The 17,185-nt window shown below is 39.5% G+C and carries 15 protein-coding genes, 8 tRNA genes and 1 rRNA gene; 23 read left to right on the top strand and 1 reads right to left on the bottom strand.

Annotated features, from left to right (window positions below):
• From BUA88_RS13285 to BUA88_RS13205, 17 genes are all read left to right on the top strand, one after another.
• Nucleotides 1-249, top strand: a 23S ribosomal RNA gene (locus BUA88_RS13285); the annotation flags it as partial.
• A 75-nt stretch (nucleotides 250-324) separates the two neighbouring features.
• Nucleotides 325-397 (top strand) — tRNA-Asn (locus BUA88_RS13280).
• An 81-nt stretch (nucleotides 398-478) separates the two neighbouring features.
• Nucleotides 479-550, top strand: a tRNA-Glu gene (locus tag BUA88_RS13275).
• Nucleotides 551-578: 28 nt separating this feature from the next.
• Nucleotides 579-651, top strand: a tRNA-Thr gene (locus BUA88_RS13270).
• A 66-nt stretch (nucleotides 652-717) separates the two neighbouring features.
• Nucleotides 718-791: transfer RNA gene (locus BUA88_RS13265), tRNA-Ile, on the top strand.
• A 22-nt stretch (nucleotides 792-813) separates the two neighbouring features.
• Nucleotides 814-887: transfer RNA gene (locus tag BUA88_RS13260), tRNA-Asp, on the top strand.
• 20 nt (nucleotides 888-907) lie between these two features.
• Nucleotides 908-980, top strand: a tRNA-Val gene (locus BUA88_RS13255).
• A gap of 19 nt (nucleotides 981-999) precedes the next feature.
• Nucleotides 1,000-1,083 (top strand) — tRNA-Leu (locus tag BUA88_RS13250).
• A 28-nt stretch (nucleotides 1,084-1,111) separates the two neighbouring features.
• Nucleotides 1,112-1,185: transfer RNA gene (locus tag BUA88_RS13245), tRNA-Arg, on the top strand.
• A gap of 110 nt (nucleotides 1,186-1,295) precedes the next feature.
• Nucleotides 1,296-1,574, top strand: a complete 279-nt coding sequence (locus tag BUA88_RS13240) for an acylphosphatase (RefSeq protein WP_072918855.1) — start codon at nucleotides 1,296-1,298, stop codon at nucleotides 1,572-1,574.
• A 37-nt stretch (nucleotides 1,575-1,611) separates the two neighbouring features.
• The gene (locus tag BUA88_RS13235) at nucleotides 1,612-2,358 is read left to right on the top strand and encodes a hypothetical protein (RefSeq protein WP_072918853.1); all 747 of its coding nucleotides are present in this window, start codon (nucleotides 1,612-1,614) and stop codon (nucleotides 2,356-2,358) included.
• A 107-nt stretch (nucleotides 2,359-2,465) separates the two neighbouring features.
• Nucleotides 2,466-3,644, top strand: coding sequence for a MerR family transcriptional regulator (locus tag BUA88_RS13230; protein WP_072918851.1), 1,179 nt, complete (start codon nucleotides 2,466-2,468; stop codon nucleotides 3,642-3,644).
• A 19-nt stretch (nucleotides 3,645-3,663) separates the two neighbouring features.
• On the top strand, nucleotides 3,664-4,404 hold the full coding sequence (locus tag BUA88_RS13225; RefSeq protein ID WP_072918849.1) for an HAD family hydrolase: 741 nt from the start codon (nucleotides 3,664-3,666) through the stop codon (nucleotides 4,402-4,404).
• A gap of 196 nt (nucleotides 4,405-4,600) precedes the next feature.
• On the top strand, nucleotides 4,601-4,936 hold the full coding sequence (locus tag BUA88_RS13220) for a metal-sensing transcriptional repressor (protein ID WP_072918847.1): 336 nt from the start codon (nucleotides 4,601-4,603) through the stop codon (nucleotides 4,934-4,936).
• A gap of 36 nt (nucleotides 4,937-4,972) precedes the next feature.
• Nucleotides 4,973-7,513, top strand: coding sequence for a heavy metal translocating P-type ATPase (locus BUA88_RS13215; RefSeq protein WP_072918845.1), 2,541 nt, complete (start codon nucleotides 4,973-4,975; stop codon nucleotides 7,511-7,513).
• A gap of 99 nt (nucleotides 7,514-7,612) precedes the next feature.
• Nucleotides 7,613-8,113, top strand: a complete 501-nt coding sequence (locus tag BUA88_RS13210) for a GNAT family N-acetyltransferase (protein WP_072918843.1) — start codon at nucleotides 7,613-7,615, stop codon at nucleotides 8,111-8,113.
• A 10-nt stretch (nucleotides 8,114-8,123) separates the two neighbouring features.
• Nucleotides 8,124-8,612: an NUDIX hydrolase gene (locus BUA88_RS13205; RefSeq protein WP_072918841.1), complete on the top strand. Its 489-nt coding sequence runs from the start codon at nucleotides 8,124-8,126 to the stop codon at nucleotides 8,610-8,612.
• Nucleotides 8,613-8,692: 80 nt separating this feature from the next.
• On the opposite strand, the gene BUA88_RS13200 is transcribed toward BUA88_RS13205, so the two are convergent.
• Complete coding sequence (locus BUA88_RS13200) at nucleotides 8,693-10,222, bottom strand: alanine/glycine:cation symporter family protein (RefSeq protein ID WP_072918840.1); 1,530 nt, start codon at nucleotides 10,220-10,222, stop codon at nucleotides 8,693-8,695.
• Nucleotides 10,223-10,420: 198 nt separating this feature from the next.
• Here BUA88_RS13200 and BUA88_RS13195 point away from each other — a divergent pair, with 198 nt between their 5' ends.
• The 6 genes from BUA88_RS13195 to BUA88_RS13170 all read left to right on the top strand — a co-directional run bounded on the left by BUA88_RS13195 (nucleotide 10,421) and on the right by BUA88_RS13170 (nucleotide 17,152).
• On the top strand, nucleotides 10,421-12,337 hold the full coding sequence (locus BUA88_RS13195; RefSeq protein WP_072918838.1) for an NAD(+) synthase: 1,917 nt from the start codon (nucleotides 10,421-10,423) through the stop codon (nucleotides 12,335-12,337).
• A 116-nt stretch (nucleotides 12,338-12,453) separates the two neighbouring features.
• Nucleotides 12,454-13,812, top strand: a complete 1,359-nt coding sequence (locus BUA88_RS13190; protein WP_072918836.1) for a circularly permuted type 2 ATP-grasp protein — start codon at nucleotides 12,454-12,456, stop codon at nucleotides 13,810-13,812.
• The gene (locus BUA88_RS13185) at nucleotides 13,794-14,468 is read left to right on the top strand and encodes an alpha-E domain-containing protein (RefSeq protein WP_028248153.1); all 675 of its coding nucleotides are present in this window, start codon (nucleotides 13,794-13,796) and stop codon (nucleotides 14,466-14,468) included. Before BUA88_RS13190 ends, BUA88_RS13185 begins: the two co-directional genes overlap by 19 nt.
• Nucleotides 14,465-15,277, top strand: coding sequence for a transglutaminase-like domain-containing protein (locus BUA88_RS13180; RefSeq protein WP_072918834.1), 813 nt, complete (start codon nucleotides 14,465-14,467; stop codon nucleotides 15,275-15,277). Before BUA88_RS13185 ends, BUA88_RS13180 begins: the two co-directional genes overlap by 4 nt.
• Nucleotides 15,252-16,229: a M14 family metallopeptidase gene (locus BUA88_RS13175; RefSeq protein WP_072918832.1), complete on the top strand. Its 978-nt coding sequence runs from the start codon at nucleotides 15,252-15,254 to the stop codon at nucleotides 16,227-16,229. The genes BUA88_RS13180 and BUA88_RS13175 overlap by 26 nt, the downstream gene beginning before the upstream one ends.
• Nucleotides 16,226-17,152, top strand: a complete 927-nt coding sequence (locus tag BUA88_RS13170; RefSeq protein ID WP_072918830.1) for a M14 family metallopeptidase — start codon at nucleotides 16,226-16,228, stop codon at nucleotides 17,150-17,152. Before BUA88_RS13175 ends, BUA88_RS13170 begins: the two co-directional genes overlap by 4 nt.
• Nucleotides 17,153-17,185: the final 33 nt, after the last annotated feature.

The raw sequence follows: 17,185 nt of genomic DNA, 5'->3' as shown, positions 1-17,185 counted from the left end.
CCCTAGTACGAGAGGACCGGGGTGGACGGACCACTGGTGTATCAGCTGTCGACCAACGGCATAGCTGAGTAGCCAAGTCTGGACGGGATAAACGCTGAAGGCATCTAAGCGTGAAGCCCCCCTCAAGATGAGATATCCCCTCCTTCAAGGAGATAAGATCCCTTAAAGACGATAAGGTAGATAGGTTCAAGGTGTAAGTGCGGTAACGCATTCAGCTGATGAATACTAATAGATCGAAGGTTTATTCTAAGGAAAAGATATGTAGACTAATTCTTGTAATCTGTATGAAGTTTTGAGGTTGCTATTGCAGCCAAAGATAAATATTCCTCAATAGCTCAGTTGGTAGAGCACTCGGCTGTTAACCGAGTTGTCGTAGGTTCGAGTCCTACTTGGGGAGCTCATATAGAGTTGATTATTTCAATTTTGTATGTTATTATTAATCAGTCGCTGAGTTCAGGCGTTGGATTTCAGCTAGTTTGGCTCCGTGGTCAAGCGGTTAAGACATCGCCCTTTCACGGCGGTAACACGGGTTCGATTCCCGTCGGAGTCATTTGCCTAAAGGCAATACTTAGTATTAAGCCGATGTGGCTCAATTGGCAGAGCAGCTGATTTGTAATCAGCAGGTTATCGGTTCGAGTCCGATCATCGGCTTTTTTCTATTGAGTAGAAAGAGGCCAATTTTTTTTATAAGGGTCTTGCTTGTTAGTGTTACAATATGGACCTTTAGCTCAGTTGGTTAGAGCAACCGGCTCATAACCGGTCGGTCCAGGGTTCGAGTCCCTGAGGGTCCACTTTCTATCAAATAAAAAATTTGGCCTCATGGCTCAGTTGGTTAGAGCGCCGCCCTGTCACGGCGGAGGTCGAGGGTTCAAGTCCCTCTGGGGTCGTTTTCCAGTTTTAACATTATGGGATCTTAGCTCAGCTGGGAGAGCATCTGCCTTACAAGCAGGGGGTCACAGGTTCGAGCCCTGTAGGTCCCATTAGTCTTTTATAGACTATGCCGTAGTGGCGGAACTGGCAGACGCGCGGGACTTAAAATCCCGTGGTGGCGACATCGTACCGGTTCGATTCCGGTCTACGGCATTTACTCTTTGAAGTAATAATTTTATATGTGTGTGTAGCTCAGCTGGATAGAGCACTTGGCTACGGACCAAGGTGTCGGGGGTTCGAATCCTCTCACGCACGCTTAATTAAAGGAAAAAGAGATGGATATTATCCATCTCTTTTTTTTACATTTAATGTTAGTAATAGTGTATTATAGTTCTATGTGATTCTTATAGATGAAGGGTTAAGATATGAGAGATTTAGTAAGATATAAAATGGTTTTTACAGGGCGAGTACAAGGTGTGGGTTTTAGGTATAAGGCTTGTAATGTTGCTAATCAATATCGCTTGACGGGATATGTGAAGAATGAATATGATGGCTCAGTTTCTGTTGAAATCCAGGGTACAGAACAGGAAATATATATGTTCTTAAAATCAATGGCTTCAGATAGATATATAGTTATTCATGGTCTTGAAAAAGAAAGAATTCCTGTAGAAGAAGACGAGCGAAGCTTCATCACTCAATACTAATATAGCTGATAATTATTTGGGAGAGTAATTTACAAAAATGAGAAGAAAGCAAAAGAGAATAATCTCAATAACAACAATAATAGTGGCAATATTATTGATAACTGGATACGGAGTATGGTTTTTCATGCAATCAAACAATGTAGATGACAATACAGAGATTGCACAGAATCAAGAAAAGCAGGATGTTACCCTAAAGGATTCTGAAGTACCAATGGCTGGTGAGGAAAAAATTGACACAGATATAGCAGAGATGTCACCGGAAGAATTATTTCAGGCTTTTTGTGATGGTAAGATTAAGGCTGAAGCTCGTTCTTATTATGATGATACTACCTGGACGATGGATAACACTTACTTTCAGTTTGAAGATTCTACTCCAGAGGAAGAGTTAGATGTCACCATGTTGGTAGAAAAAATGGAGCCGGTTGACTTAGATAATGATGGTGAAGTTGAATTCATTTTACAGAATCCTGTATACGGAGATATGTGTTTTGACTGTAAAGATGGTAAGGTTGTATGTTTTTCTCAGGGTGAAGGAACAGCTGCAATGTGTTCTTACACGAAATATGACGGTGCATATTGGATAGTTCATAGCGATACAACACATGGTGGTAGATGTACATACGAATTATCTAAATTTAATGGTGATCTTGAGGTGACAGATTCACTTAGGTTTGGATGGGAAGACTGGGAAGATACAGGTGTGAAATCCTACTATAAAGATGACAATGAAATAAGTGAAACTGAGTATGAGGAGCTTTATAAAAAAGTTTTTGAAGAAAAATAAATTATCTTGTTGACTCTTCCCCTGGGGCATACTTTATTCTTTGATTTGTAAAGATGAGTTAGGGGAATAAACATGCATGTAAATCTTTCCTCGGAAAGGGTAAAATTATGAACAAGAAAATGACATCAGGCGAAATTGCAGAGAGAACAGGAGTAACACAGAAAGCACTTAGACTATATGATGAGAAGGGGCTACTTAAGCCAGTTGGGTATACTGAAGGAAATTATCGTTTATACGATAATGAATCACTTAATGTTTTGGAGAAAATAATTGCCTTAAAGCATGTTGGATTTAGTTTAGAAGAGATTAAGGATAATCTTGAACATGGTGAAAGAGAGCCAATTGCTGATATTTTAAAACAGCAGATTGAGGAGACAGAGAATAAGATTCTAGAGCTTCAACGAGCAGTTAAGGCCATGCAGGCTGTACTTGCAAGAACAGAGGAGAAGGCTAACTGGGACTTAGCTGCAAACATTATCAGAAAAGTTGAAAAAGATCAACGTGCAGATTCAAGACGTTTAAACGCGGTGGCTCATGCAGCTGATGGCATAGAGTGGTACGAGAAAATTTTTAATAATCTGGGCTTGAAGAAAAATGAAAAAGGTCTTGATTTAGGTTGTGGATATTCTGCTCTTTGGAGAGAAAACTGGGATAGAATTCCTGAGGGAATAACTATTGATGGATATGATGTAAAAGAAAGTTGGGCAGAGGATTTCGCACAGTATATTGAAGATAACAAAAAGTCATTGCCAGAAGCTGTAGATATTTCTCTATTTTGGGGAGATCTTGAAGATGTCCGCACCTGGGATAATATTACGCCAAATTCCTATGATAAGGTTATTGCTCATTACCTCCTTAATTTTTTAGGAGATATAAAAAAGTTTGTTAGCCGTGCTGCAGAGACAGTAAAGCCAGGTGGAATGCTTTCAGTAAATTACTTTGGCGTGGTTAAAGAATACGCATTCTGGGAGCAGATTCTTTCTGATGCAGGTGTAGACAATAGATTTGCAAAAGAGGAAAGAGAAGCAATGGAGAGACGTCAGGCAGAGACTAAGGCTATGCTTTCAGAGTTTTTTCGTGAAGTACAGGTAACAAAAATACCTGGACCACTCAGATATACCACGGTTGAAGAATTGATTGAAAGAATGAATCGACGTTATCCGAATAGCGGAAAATATATTAAGGCAAACAGGGCTAAATTAGAGAAACATTTTGCAAAGTTGCTAGAAGAAAACGAAAGCGTTGTGGTGGATATCGATACAATCTTTTATCACTGCTACAAATAGAAAAGGGCAAAAACAGATAATGAAATACAAGAACTACATTTTTGATTTATATGGAACACTAATTGATATACATACTGATGAGAAAAATCCTAAACTTTGGGAGTACATGTCGGTTTATCTTGAAGAAAACTTTGGAACTAAGATTGAACCCAAGAAGTTAAACCAGGAGTATTTAAAGCTTTGTAAATCTGAGGAGAAAAAGCTGGCTAAGGAAAATGGAAGTAAATATCCAGAAATTAAAATCGAATGGGTTTTTGAAAAGCTCATAGGAAAACCAGTCTTTGATGAAGAAATGAGAAAGCTTTGTAATTCATTTAGAGAAGTTTCTAGAGAAAAGTTGAAAAGATATGAGGGTGTGGCAGAGGCTTTGACTGCCATTAAAGACGCTGGTTGTAATATATATCTGTTATCAAATGCTCAAAGACGATTTACTGAAAAGGAATTGGAAGATACTGATCTCACAAAGTATTTTGATGATATTTTTATTTCCTCAGATAAGGGAATAAAAAAGCCAGATGGAAAATTTCTTCAGGAGCTAATTGATAAACATTCCCTTATAAAGGAAGAGTGTGTGATGATAGGAAATGAAGTTCTTGCTGATGTAGGAGTGGCTACTGCTGTGGGAATTGATGCTATTTTCCTTAATACTTACAATCACCCAAGTTGGGATATTAAAAGAGATTTGGGGCGTTGTGGCGCAGATAAGGATAAAGTTAAACTTATTTCAAAGCCACCGTTTTTTACAGAGATAATAGAATAAAACAAAAAAAGAGATGGGCTAAAAACCTATCTCTTTTTTTCTACACAACATAGGCATAAGTGTAGTCTTATTATGCGAAAATAGTATGTATTAAATCATTGTTGACAATATACCCTACGGGGTATATAATTCATTCAAAAAGGATACCCTATAGGGGTATATAAAATTCGGTTAGAAATGTAAAAGGAGATAATTCATGGCAGAAAATTCAAATAAAGAAAAAATGATTCAGGAGGATTGTTGCTGCTGTTCAGGTAAGACAAAAGAAAGAGATGATAAAGAGTTTAAGGATCTCATGAACAGGCTCAAAAGAATTGAAGGACAGGTGAGAGGCGTAGAGAATATGCTTGAAAAAGACGCATACTGTACTGATATTCTTGTACAGGTATCTGCTATTACATCTGCACTGAATAGTTTTAACAAGGTATTGCTTGCTAATCATATGAAGACATGTGTGGCAGATAATATCAGAGAAGGCAATGACGAAGTGATTGATGAGCTTGTTTGTACATTACAGAAGCTTATGAAGTAACAGAAACGTATAGCAACAGAAAAAATAGGTGGTTATATGGAACAATATAAAGTAACAGGTATGAGCTGTGCAGCTTGCCAGACCAGAGTAGAAAAGGCAGTAAGTGCTGTAGATGGTGTAGACAGCTGTGCAGTAAGTTTATTAACTAATTCAATGGGAGTAGAAGGAACAGCTTCGCCAGAAGCCATAATAGCTGCTGTAGAGGCAGCAGGTTATGGCGCCAGCAAAAAGGTGGATGGTGTTTCAAAGGCTCAGACATCAAACGACGATTCACTGAAGGATATAGAGACGCCAAAGATGAAGAAGCGATTGATTGCTTCAATTATTCTTCTAATTCCACTTTTATATGTATCTATGGGACATATGCTGTGGGACTGGCCATTGCCGGGATTCTTAGATGGTAATCACGTTGCAATGGGATTGTATCAGCTTATTTTAGCTGGACTTGTCATGGTGATTAATCAAAAGTTTTTCATCAGTGGCTTCAAAGGGCTAATACATAAATCTCCAAATATGGATACATTGGTGGCATTAGGTGCTACAGCATCATATACATATAGCGTTGTAGCATTATTTGCTATGACATCGGCAGTACTTATAAATGATACAGAGCAGGTCATGTATTTCATGAAGCAGTTTTATTTTGAGGCTGCGGCTATGATTCTTACGTTGATTACAGTCGGTAAGATGTTAGAGGCCAAATCAAAGGGAAAGACTACCGATGCTTTAAAGGGATTAATGAATCTTTCTCCAAAAACAGCTGTGGTTCTTAGGGATGGTTCAGAAGTGACAGTTCCTATAGAACAGGTGCAGGTGGGAGACAGATTCGTAGTACGCCCAGGGGACAGTATACCCGTAGATGGTATAGTGGTAGATGGAGAAAGTGCAGTAAATGAGGCAGCCCTCACAGGCGAGAGTGTACCAGCAGAGAAATCTGTAGGAGATAACGTTTATGCGGCCACAATAAATTCTTCTGGCTATATGGTTTGTGAGGCGAAGAGAGTAGGTGAGGATACCACACTTTCTGCCATCATAAAGATGGTGAGTGATGCAGCGGCTACAAAGGCTCCAATTGCTAAAATTGCAGATAAAGTATCAGGAGTTTTTGTACCAGCGGTAATATCCATCTCTGTGATTACGTTTATTGTATGGCTTTTGGTTGGACAGACAGTTGGATATGCAATAGCAAGAGCAGTAGCGGTTCTTGTAATAAGTTGTCCATGTGCGCTTGGTTTGGCGACACCAGTAGCTATTATGGTTGGAAATGGTGTTGCGGCAAAAACAGGGGTTTTATTTAAAACAGCAGCTTCTTTGGAACAGGCAGGTAAAACTCAGATTGTAGCGCTGGATAAAACTGGTACAATCACAACAGGAGAGATGAAGGTAACAGATTTGATTCCTGTAGATGTTTCTAAGGAGGAGTTGTTAAAAGTAGCTTACGCGTTGGAAGCAAAGAGTGAACATCCTATATCTAGAGCCATCACAGAATATGCCTCTGAGAGAGATTTGGAGCTGAAAGAAACTACTGAATTTGAAGTACTTTCTGGAAGCGGGATAAAAGCAAAGCTTGATGGTGATATGATATATGGTGGAAACACAAAATATATCAAGGGTGTAGTTGGTGAACTTAATGAGGAAGATAATGACATAGTTAATAATCTTGCATGGTCGGGAAAGACCCCTCTACTATTTGCCAGAGAAGGAAAACTTCTTGGAATAATTGCCGTAGCTGATATTATTAAAGAAGATTCTAGGGAGGCTATTTCAGAACTTAAGAACATGGGAATCCATGTGGTAATGCTGACAGGAGACAATGAAATCACTGCAGCAGCCATAGCTGAGCAGGCCGGTGTTGATGAGGTCGTTGCTTCAGTTAAGCCAGATGGGAAGGAAACTGTGATAAGACAACTTATGGAGCATGGCACAACAACCATGGTTGGAGATGGAATAAATGATGCGCCAGCTCTTACATCTGCAAATCTTGGAATAGCCATAGGTGCAGGAACAGATATTGCAATTGATGCTGCAGATGTAGTATTAATGAAGAGTAGTATCAAAGATGTTGTAGCAGCTATTCGAATTTCAAGAAGGACGCTGACAAATATTCATGAGAATTTATTTTGGGCATTTTTCTACAATGTGCTTGGAATTCCTCTTGCAGCAGGATGCTATATTGCTGCGTTTGGATGGGAGCTTAACCCAATCTTTGGAGCAGCGGCAATGGGACTATCAAGCTTCTGTGTTGTAAGTAATGCCCTTAGGCTCAACTTGATTAAACCATATGATAGTTCAAAAGATAAAAAGATTAAGAACCCTGTATCAGGGATTTTAATAGAACAAGAAACTAAAGAGGATAGAAAGGAAGTAAATAATATGAAGATTACAGTTAAGGGAATGATGTGTCAGCATTGCGAGGCTCATGTAAAGAAGGCACTTGAGGCAATTGATGGTATCGACAGCGCAGTAGCATCACACGAGGAGAATCTTGTAACAATTACAAATTCAAAGGATGTTGATGAGTCAGCTATTAAGGCAGCAGTTGAGGAAGCTGGATACGAATACGGTGGAATCTTATAAATAAATTCACTGGTCACAGAATGGGCACTCAATCATGTTAAGATTAGATAAATTCCAATTATTCACGGAATATAATCCAACATGAATTGGGGGTATCATATGGACATAAATGTTTTTTCAAAAGAATATGTGGTAAAGAAACTGCAGAAGGACGATATTCCTGAAATATATAATCTATGTAGCAAAAATAAGTTATACTATGATTATCGTCCGCCATATGTTACTGAGCAGAGCATAGAATCTGATATGAAAGCAGTACCTCTAGGCAAGACAATCTCAGATAAGTTTTATGTGGGATACTTCAATGGAGATAAGCTTGTAGCAATTTTGGACTTAATCTGTAGATACCCAAATCCACAGGCAGCATACATAGGATTTTTTATGGTGGACGCAGATTCCCAAAAACAAGGTATAGGCAGTGATATTATTTCACAATTGTCTACAGTACTTGTTGATAATGGCTTTAATACAATTCAGTTGGCATGGGTATACGGCAATCCACAGGCAGAAGCATTTTGGACTAAGAATGGATTTGTTAAGTTTGGTGATGTCTGTGAATTGAAAAATTATTCTGTGATTAGAGCAAAGAAGGAAATATAAAGGAGTTTTTATGGCAGAAATATGGGATGCGTACAACAGGGATTTTACTAAAATAGAAGGTGCATCACTTGTGCGTGGTCAGCATATCCCTGACAATATATATCACCTGGTGTGCGATATTATTGTGAAGCATACAGACGGAAGCTATCTGATTATGCAACGAGACCATGAGAAAACTCATGGTGGTCAGTGGGAGCTTTCAGCTGGAGGCTCAGCCCTCCAAGGGGAAAATCCCGATATTGCAGCAAAGCGCGAGCTTAAAGAAGAGACAGGAATTGACGGAACTCTACAAGAAATTGGTCGAATGGTGCAGGATAAGAATCATTCAATTTACGTTCTATATCTGTGCAAGACTGATTGCGGAAAAGATTCTGTAGTATTGCAGCAGGGTGAGACAATTAATTATCGCTGGATTTCAAGGGAAGAGCTTCTGGCAATGACTGATGAGGAGCTGATTTCTCATAGAGCTATGAAATTACTTCATGAACAGAATATTTAAAGTTATAGAATTAAGATAGTCAAAAAAAGAGCTAAGACAAAGCACATGCTAATGTCTTAGCTCTATAATTTTGCAATAAATTAGGCTGTCTTTTCAGATGACTTTTTCTTAAGTGCTTTTTCTAAAAGCTCTTGCTCATGTAATTCCTGAATATCGTCTAAAGCAGAAAGCATAGGCTTCACATCCTGATGAAGGAGATTTCTCTGAACATAGTTGTGAGTAATCTTCATAACAGTACCGCTTAGTGAGATTACACCGATAAGGTTAGGTATGGCCATCATACCGTTAAACGTATCTGAAAGGTCCCAAGCAAGTGTAAGGTCCATTGTTGCACCAACAACTATAAATAAAACGAAAAGTATCTGATAGAACTTAATATTCTTTCTTCCGAAGAGATACTCGAAAGCCTTGCTACCATACTGGCTCCAGCCAAGTGTTGTAGAGAAAGCAAATAATAAAATGGCAATTGCGATAAATGCATAGCCAAACTGACCGAATACAGTAGAAAAAGCTTCAGCTACCAGTGCAGTAGAAACCTGATCTGAAATAACAACACCTGTTTCCAAATCCACAAGCCCACTTGATAAAACAGCAAAAGCTGTGATTGTACAAACAACAATTGTATCTGCAAATACCTCGAAGATACCCCACATACCCTGAACAACAGGCTCTCTTACATTTGAGCTTGAGTGAACCATAACAGAAGAACCAAGACCTGCCTCATTTGAGAATACGCCACGCTTCATTCCCCACTGAACAGCCATGGCAACACCGCTACCAACGATACCACCACCAACAGCACGCATACCAAAAGCACCCTTGATGATTGATGTGAAAACAGGGCCAACCTGATTGATGTGAACCAAGCAAACGATGATAGCACAAATCATGTATATAACAGCCATGAAAGGTACAAGCTTTTCTGTTACAGATGCGATCCTTTTTAAGCCTCCTACGATAACGAGACCAGCAAGGAACATAAGGAAAATACCTGTAACAATACTTGGAACTCCGAAAGCTGAGTTCATATTAACAGCGATGGAATTAATCTGTCCCATGTTTCCAATACCAAAAGAAGCAATGACACAGAAGATACTGAACAATGCAGCAAGACCAGCACCAATATGCTTGCATCCATTCTTTGCACCAAGACCATCATGAAGGTAGTACATAGCACCACCGCACCACTCATTCTTTTCATTTCTTCTGCGGTAGTAGATACCAAGAACATTTTCGGAGAAGTTTGTCATCATGCCAAAGAAGGCAACAATCCACATCCAGAAAATTGCTCCAGGACCACCGGATGCGATAGCAGCAGCTACACCAGCGATGTTACCAGTTCCGATTGTGGCAGCAAGTGCTGTGCAAAGACTTTGGAACTGAGATATCTGAGTATCTTCTTTTCCAGTGTGAGCAGTAACATGAGAATCTTTGAAAATGCCACCGATTGTGTTTTTTATCCAATGCTTAAAATGGGAAATCTGAAAGAATCTGGTAAGGCATGTCATAAGAATACCTGTGCCTACAAGAAGAATCAGCATAGGTAAACCCCAAACGAAGCCGTTTACCGCATTGTTGATATTTTCGACATGTGATAAAAAGTTTTCCATATTGTACCCTCCGCTAATTAAATCAAAAATAAATCTTTAACAGTTTAACACATTAAAGTAACAAAGTCTACAACGTAATATTTGGCCTTACAAAATGCCGTTGAATAAAGAATAAAAAAGAAGTAAAATTTTAGATGAAGACAAAGACGTCTGCTTTTTAGCGGGCGTCTTTTATTTTTTTCGGGAAGGAACACTAAAGTGAAAGACGGATTTATAAAAATTGCTTGTGCTACACCAGACATTAAGGTGGCTGATACTGAGCACAATGCGGATGTGATAGTAAGATTGATAAAGGAAGCTGAGGGGCAGGGTGTAAAGATTATCTGTTTCCCAGAATTAGGCATAACTGGATACACTTGTGGAGATTTATTTTTACAAGATGTTTTGCTTAAAGGTGCAGTGAAGGCAGTGGCGGATATTGCTGGTGCCACAGCAGATTTGGACATCGTTTCTATAGTTGGATTGCCATATCAGGTGAAAGGAAAGCTTTATAATATTGCAGCAGTGATTAAAGGTGGAAAAGTTCTCGGAGCTACAGCTAAAAAGAACATTCCAAACTACAGTGAGTTTTATGAGCTGAGACATTTCACTCCTGCAGATGACAGCCTTATGGAAGAGATTAGCTTTGGCGCTGCAGGCTTTGCAGTTCTTTGTAGTAATCAGGTATTCGCCTGCAAAGAAATAAGCAATCTGAAATTTGGTATCGAGATTTGCGAGGATCTTTGGGTTGCAGATACACCATCAGTAAAATTGGCAAAAAGCGGGGCTACTATTATTTTCAACCTTTCAGCCAGTGATGAAGTGATTGGAAAGGCTGATTACAGAAAAAATCTTATTAAGGCAAAATCAGGAAGTCTTCTGTGTGCCTATGCTTATGCAGATGCAGGTGTGGGAGAGTCTACACAGGATATGGTTTTTGCAGGTCATAATATCATTGCAGAAAATGGTACTGTATATGCGGAATCAAAAATCTTTGATAATGAGATGATAATCGCAGATGTGGATGTGGATAGATTAGTACACGAACGCAGGCGCATGAATACATTTATCGTAAATACGGATTGTGAAAGTCATCAGGCAGAGTTTTCATTAAAGCCAGTGGAGACAAAGATAACATTTGCTCCACCAAAGACACCATTCGTTCCTACTGTAAAATATGATTTGGAAAGCCGATGTGAGGAGATTCTTACTATGCAGGCAGTAGGTCTCATGACTAGAATCAGACATATTGGTTGCAAAAATGTGGTTATTGGTTTGTCTGGCGGTCTTGATTCTACACTTGCTCTTATTGTTACAGTTCAGGCCTATGACAGATTGGGACTTGATAAAAAGGGAATCCACTGCATTACAATGCCATGCTTTGGTACTACAGACAGAACCTACACCAATGCCTGCAGACTAGCAGAAGCATATGGCACAACCCTTGAGGAGATTAACATTAAAGCAAGTGTCAGCCAGCACTTTGAAGATATTGGTCAGGATAGTAATAATCATGATGTCACCTACGAGAATGGTCAGGCGCGAGAGCGCACCCAGATTCTTATGGATAAGGCAAATCTGCTTGGTGGAATCGTAATTGGCACAGGTGATTTATCAGAGCTAGCCCTGGGATGGGCTACCTATAATGGGGACCATATGTCAATGTACGCTGTCAATTCGTCTATCCCAAAGACACTTGTAAGATGGCTTGTGGAATATGAGGCAAACAGAACAGAGGGAATTCTCAGCAGTACACTAAAAGATATTTTTGATACACCAGTCAGCCCAGAGCTTCTTCCACCAGATGAAGATGGAAAGATTTCACAGAAGACAGAAGACTTGGTGGGACCATATGAGCTTCATGATTACTTCTTGTATTACATGCTTCGCTTTGGATTTTCACCATCAAAGATTTTCAGGCTTGCACAAAAATCCTTTGATGGTGACTACAGTCGTGAAGAAATCCTTAAATGGTTGAAGAAATTCTACTGGAGATTCTTCACTCAGCAGTTCAAGAGAAGCTGTATGCCAGATGGACCAAAGGTTGGTACGGTAACTTTATCTCCAAGAGGAGATTTCAGAATGCCAAGTGATGCAGCAGTAAATCTCTGGATGAAAGAAATTGAGATAATTTAATAGAAAACGGTTGCATATTCTTTGAATTTCCGTATACTTTAATCAAACAAAGGCGTTTTGAGTCACAATTGTGGCTTGAGGCGCCTTTTTATTTTACAGAAAGGAGGAGAGAGAGCATGACAACATACGCAGACATTTTTAGTAAAAAAGAACGGGTTGAGGATATGGAAATCTATGCAGGTTCTGGGGCTGTTAATGAGCAATTGGCCAGGTATGGTGTTAAGTTTGGAATTTATAAAAACAATGAATTCAAAGAGCAGCTTTTTCCGTTTGATATGATTCCAAGAATCATTGATAAGGATGAGTTTACTTACCTTGAAAAGGGATTGAAGCAAAGAGTTGTAGCTCTAAATTGTTTTATTAACGACATCTATGGCGATAAGCATATTGTTAGAGACGGCATCATACCGGAGGAATTCATTTATGCCGGTAGCGGATACTTACCTCAGTGCGATGGAATTAAGCCACCAAAGGGAATATATGCCCACATAGCAGGTATTGATTTAGTTCAGGCGAAGGATGGAGACTGGTATGTTCTGGAGGATAACCTAAGAATCCCTTCAGGCGCATCTTACCCAATGATTGCGCGAATGATTTCCAGAAGAAGCTCACCGGATCTTTTTACGGGAAAACATGTTGAAGACAACAGAAACTATGCCGCTATGCTACGTCGTACTATGGACCATGTGAATGTGGGAGGACACACGGTCATCTTGACTCCAGGCAGATATAATGCAGCATATTTTGAACACTCGTATCTTGCAGAAAAGACAGGTGCGCATTTGGCTTCTGGACACGAGCTGATAGTTGAAAATGATCACTTGTATTTTATTGATTATTCTGGACGTAAAGAGAGAGTAGGAGCTGTATACAGACGAATATCAGATGAATATCTTGACCCAATGACCTTTAGGAAGGATTCAGTAATTGGCATTCCTCACATTTTTGATATTTACAGAAAGGGAAATGTTGCACTTATCAATGCACCAGGAAATGGTGTGGCTGATGATAAGGGAATATATTATTTTGTTCCAAAGATGGTGAAATATTATTTGGGAGAGGAACCAATATTACAGAATGCACCAACCTATTTACCATATTACAAAGAGGATATGAAGTATGTGCTGGAGAATTTTGACAAGCTAGTTTTAAAGGATGTGGCAGAGGCTGGTGGTTACGGAGTAGTGTTCGGCAGCAAGATGAGTTCAGAGGAAAAAGTAAACTTCAAGGAGATGTTGAAGAGTGAGCCTCGAAGATTTATTGCACAGGAGGTTATAGATTTTCTGGATATCGATATCATGGAAAAATGCGAGCTTCTTCCAAGAAAAGCGGACTTGAGAGCCTTTGTACTTATGGGGGATGAACCAATGGTATGGAAAAGTGGATTGACCAGATTTTCCAGAAATCCAGATTCATTTATTGTTAATTCTTCTCAGGGAGGAGGATTTAAAGATACATGGGTATTATCTCAGTAGAGAACACAGACAGATTATACTGGCTTGGCAGATATACAGAGCGAGTGTATACAACTATAAAGGTTTTTGAGGCCAGATTTGATTCAATGATTGATATTGATGATTTGGAGTACGAAAAGTTCTGTGAAAGTCAGGATATTCCAAACATCTACAAGAGCAAGGAGGATTTTGTCGCTAGATATTGCTTTTCTTTGGAGGATGAGAATTCAATCTTTTCTAACCTGATGAGGGCCTATGATAATGCGATTGTGCTAAGGGAAGAAATCGGAAGTGAATCCCTTTCATATATCCAATTGGCGGTATATGCCATGAATCAGGCGGCAATTAACAAATCACCATTAATTGGCTTGCAGCATGTGACGGACAATATAGCTGCATTCTGGGGAATGGCGGATGATGACATTGAGGAGTCCTCAATACGGAACATGATACGTGTTGGTAAGCTTGTGGAACGAATTGATTTATATTCACGATTAAAAGTATTTCCGGAGAGGATTCGTAAGGAGACAAGAAGACTGACTAATCGTATCGATAAAAGCACCATGCGATATGACAGTACGAGGATGGCACACATAAATTATCTGGTCCAGTTGGATGATATGCCTTATGAGACGTTAACAGATGAGATTGAACAATTGGTAGGTGAGGAGCTTTGAAAAAGCTACAGTTTGGCTATCATATGAAGCTTACTTTTAGTGACTACGTAAAAAATCATAGATTTTCACTTAAGTGTGTTCCACATGATAATGATTTACAAAAAATCGAAAATATGTCGGTGGAGGTATATCCAGATAATGTGACCAGTGAGGATGAGGATTCCTACGGAAACATTACCTTATTTGGATATACAAATGAGCTCCATAACAGTTTCGGATTTGATGTAAATGGAATTGCCGTAACTGGCAGAGAAGAGTACGAGAAAGCAGATGAACTTCACAAGATAGGTATATTTAAATATCAAACGCCAAAGACAAAGCCAGGACTTAGGACTTTGGAGTATTATCAGAAGCTTGATTTGAAAAGATTTGACTCAGCTCTTGATAAGGCATCAGCTATTATGGAAGGGTTAAGTAATTCTTTTCAGTATGTGCAAGGGGTTACAAATATGTCTACAACCTCGGAGGAGGCACTTACTGGCGGGAGCGGTGTTTGTCAGGATTATGCACATATCATGCTTTCTCTTTGCAGAATGGAAGGTATACCGTGTCGCTATGTTGCAGGCATGATGATGGGAGAGGGACTATCACATGCCTGGGTAGAGATATGGAATGACCGAAAATGGCTAGGGTTTGATCCAACCAATTATAAGCTTGTGGGAGATGAATATATCAAAATATCTAACGGAAGAGATTCAGAGGATTGTCTTGTAAATCAGGGGATATTCATCGGAAATGTAACTCAGATTCAGGACGTCAATGTGGTTGTGGAAGAGGTTGTTGATGAAGGAATTGTTGGAATCAATTGAAGATGTAGTGAGGCTGTCGCTTCCTGTGGATGAGAGATTCGTAATTACGAAGCATAGATTCATGGCTGACAGGAAGAAGAGACAGAAAAGAATATGCATAGTGACCGGAATCCATGGGGATGAATTGGAGGGACAGTATGTGTGCTATGAGCTATCTAGGAGGATTAGGGAGCAGGTTGATAGCTTAAACGGCATAGTCGATATATATCCGGCGATGAATCCCTTTGGAATTGATTCCATTACAAGAGGAATTCCAGCTTTTGACCTGGATATGAATAGAATTTTTCCAGGCAATCTGGATGGAGATATGAATGAGTATCTGGCATACAAAATTATTGAGGAACTGGAGGGAGCAGATCTTGTAATAGATATTCATGCCAGCAATATTTTCCTTACAGAGGTTCCACAGATTCGTATAAACGAATTGAATGCTGATGTACTTGTACCTATAGCAAAGAAAGCAAATATGGATTTGATATGGGTACATGGTGCCAGCACAGTTTTGGAATCTACTCTTGCCTATTCACTTAACAGCAAAGGAACGAAGACCCTTGTTGTGGAAATGGGGGTGGGTATGAGAATCACAGAAGAATATGGAAATCAGCTTACAGACGGTATTTTTTCTCTTATGAGCGAATTGGGAATATGGACTGGAGAGGTGCCTGAAATAAGAAATGCTATAGTAGCATATGACGCCGATGGAGAAGATGTATGCTATCTCAATGCTCCTTGTTCCGGAATTTACATGAAGGAAAAGGACCATGGAAGCAGGGTGAAAAAAGGAGAATCTGTAGGCAAAATTATTAATCCATTAAGTGGGGCTGTATTGGCAGAAATAACGGCTCCTGAGAAGGGGATGATTTTTACAGTCAGGGAATACCCAGTAGTTGAAGAAGGTTCTCTGATGGGACGAATTCTCAAAGAAAAAGTATTATTGGAGAATCAGGTATGAAGGAAGAAACTATTTATTCGTTTAACGGATTATACAGAGACAGCTTCCGGGTGAAGGGCTTTAAATTTGGAGAAGGTGAAAAATCAGTCTGCATCGTTGGAAGTCTGAGAGGTAACGAATACCAGCAGATATACGTGTGCAGCTTGTTGATAAAGGAACTAAAGAAGCTTGAAGAAGCGGGAAAGATTAGGCAGGGCAAATCAATCATGGTAGTTTCCTGCGGAAATCCATATTCTGTAAATATCAAGAAACGATTCTGGAGCATTGACAATACAGATATAAACAGGATGTTTCCAGGATATGATAAAGGCGAGACCACACAGAGAATCGCTGCAGGAATATTTAACCAGATAAAGGATTACAGATATGGAATTCAGTTTGCATCCTTTTATATGCCAGGGCATTTTGTGCCGCAGGTAAGAATCATGAAAACTGGAAATGAAAACGTGGAGATGGCGAAGGAGTTCGGATTACCATTTGTGGTACTTCACAACCCAAGACCCTTTGATACAGCAACCCTAAACTACAACTGGCAAATCTGGGACACCTTTGCCTTCTCTATTTATACTTCCAGTACGGAAAAGATAAACAGGAAAAGCGCCAGACAGGGAGTGGATGCAGTCCTTGCATTCCTGGAAAAAGAAAAAATAATAGATTATGAAAACAGTCAGGGATGTCAGTCTAAAGTGATTGACAATAATAATTTTATTAGTGTCAGAACCAGTTCGGCAGGCTTTATGGAATCGCTGGTTCAGGCAGGAGATGTGGTTATCATGGGACAGGTAATGGCACATGTCACAGAGCCACTAACAGGTGATATCATCCAGACTGTGACAGCACCGGAGGATGGCATCATAGCCTTTGAATATGATAGCCCGATAGTGTATCAGAACACAGCGGCTTTTAAATTGATACCATTATAATGATTTCCAAATGTTAAATCTAAATTGTATTGA

Origin of the sequence: Pseudobutyrivibrio xylanivorans DSM 14809, assembly GCF_900141825.1 — a bacterium.
Classification (GTDB): Bacteria; Bacillota; Clostridia; order Lachnospirales; family Lachnospiraceae; genus Pseudobutyrivibrio; species Pseudobutyrivibrio xylanivorans.
Note: the sequence above shows the minus strand (reverse complement) of the source record. Positions and strands in the feature narration are given on the sequence as shown.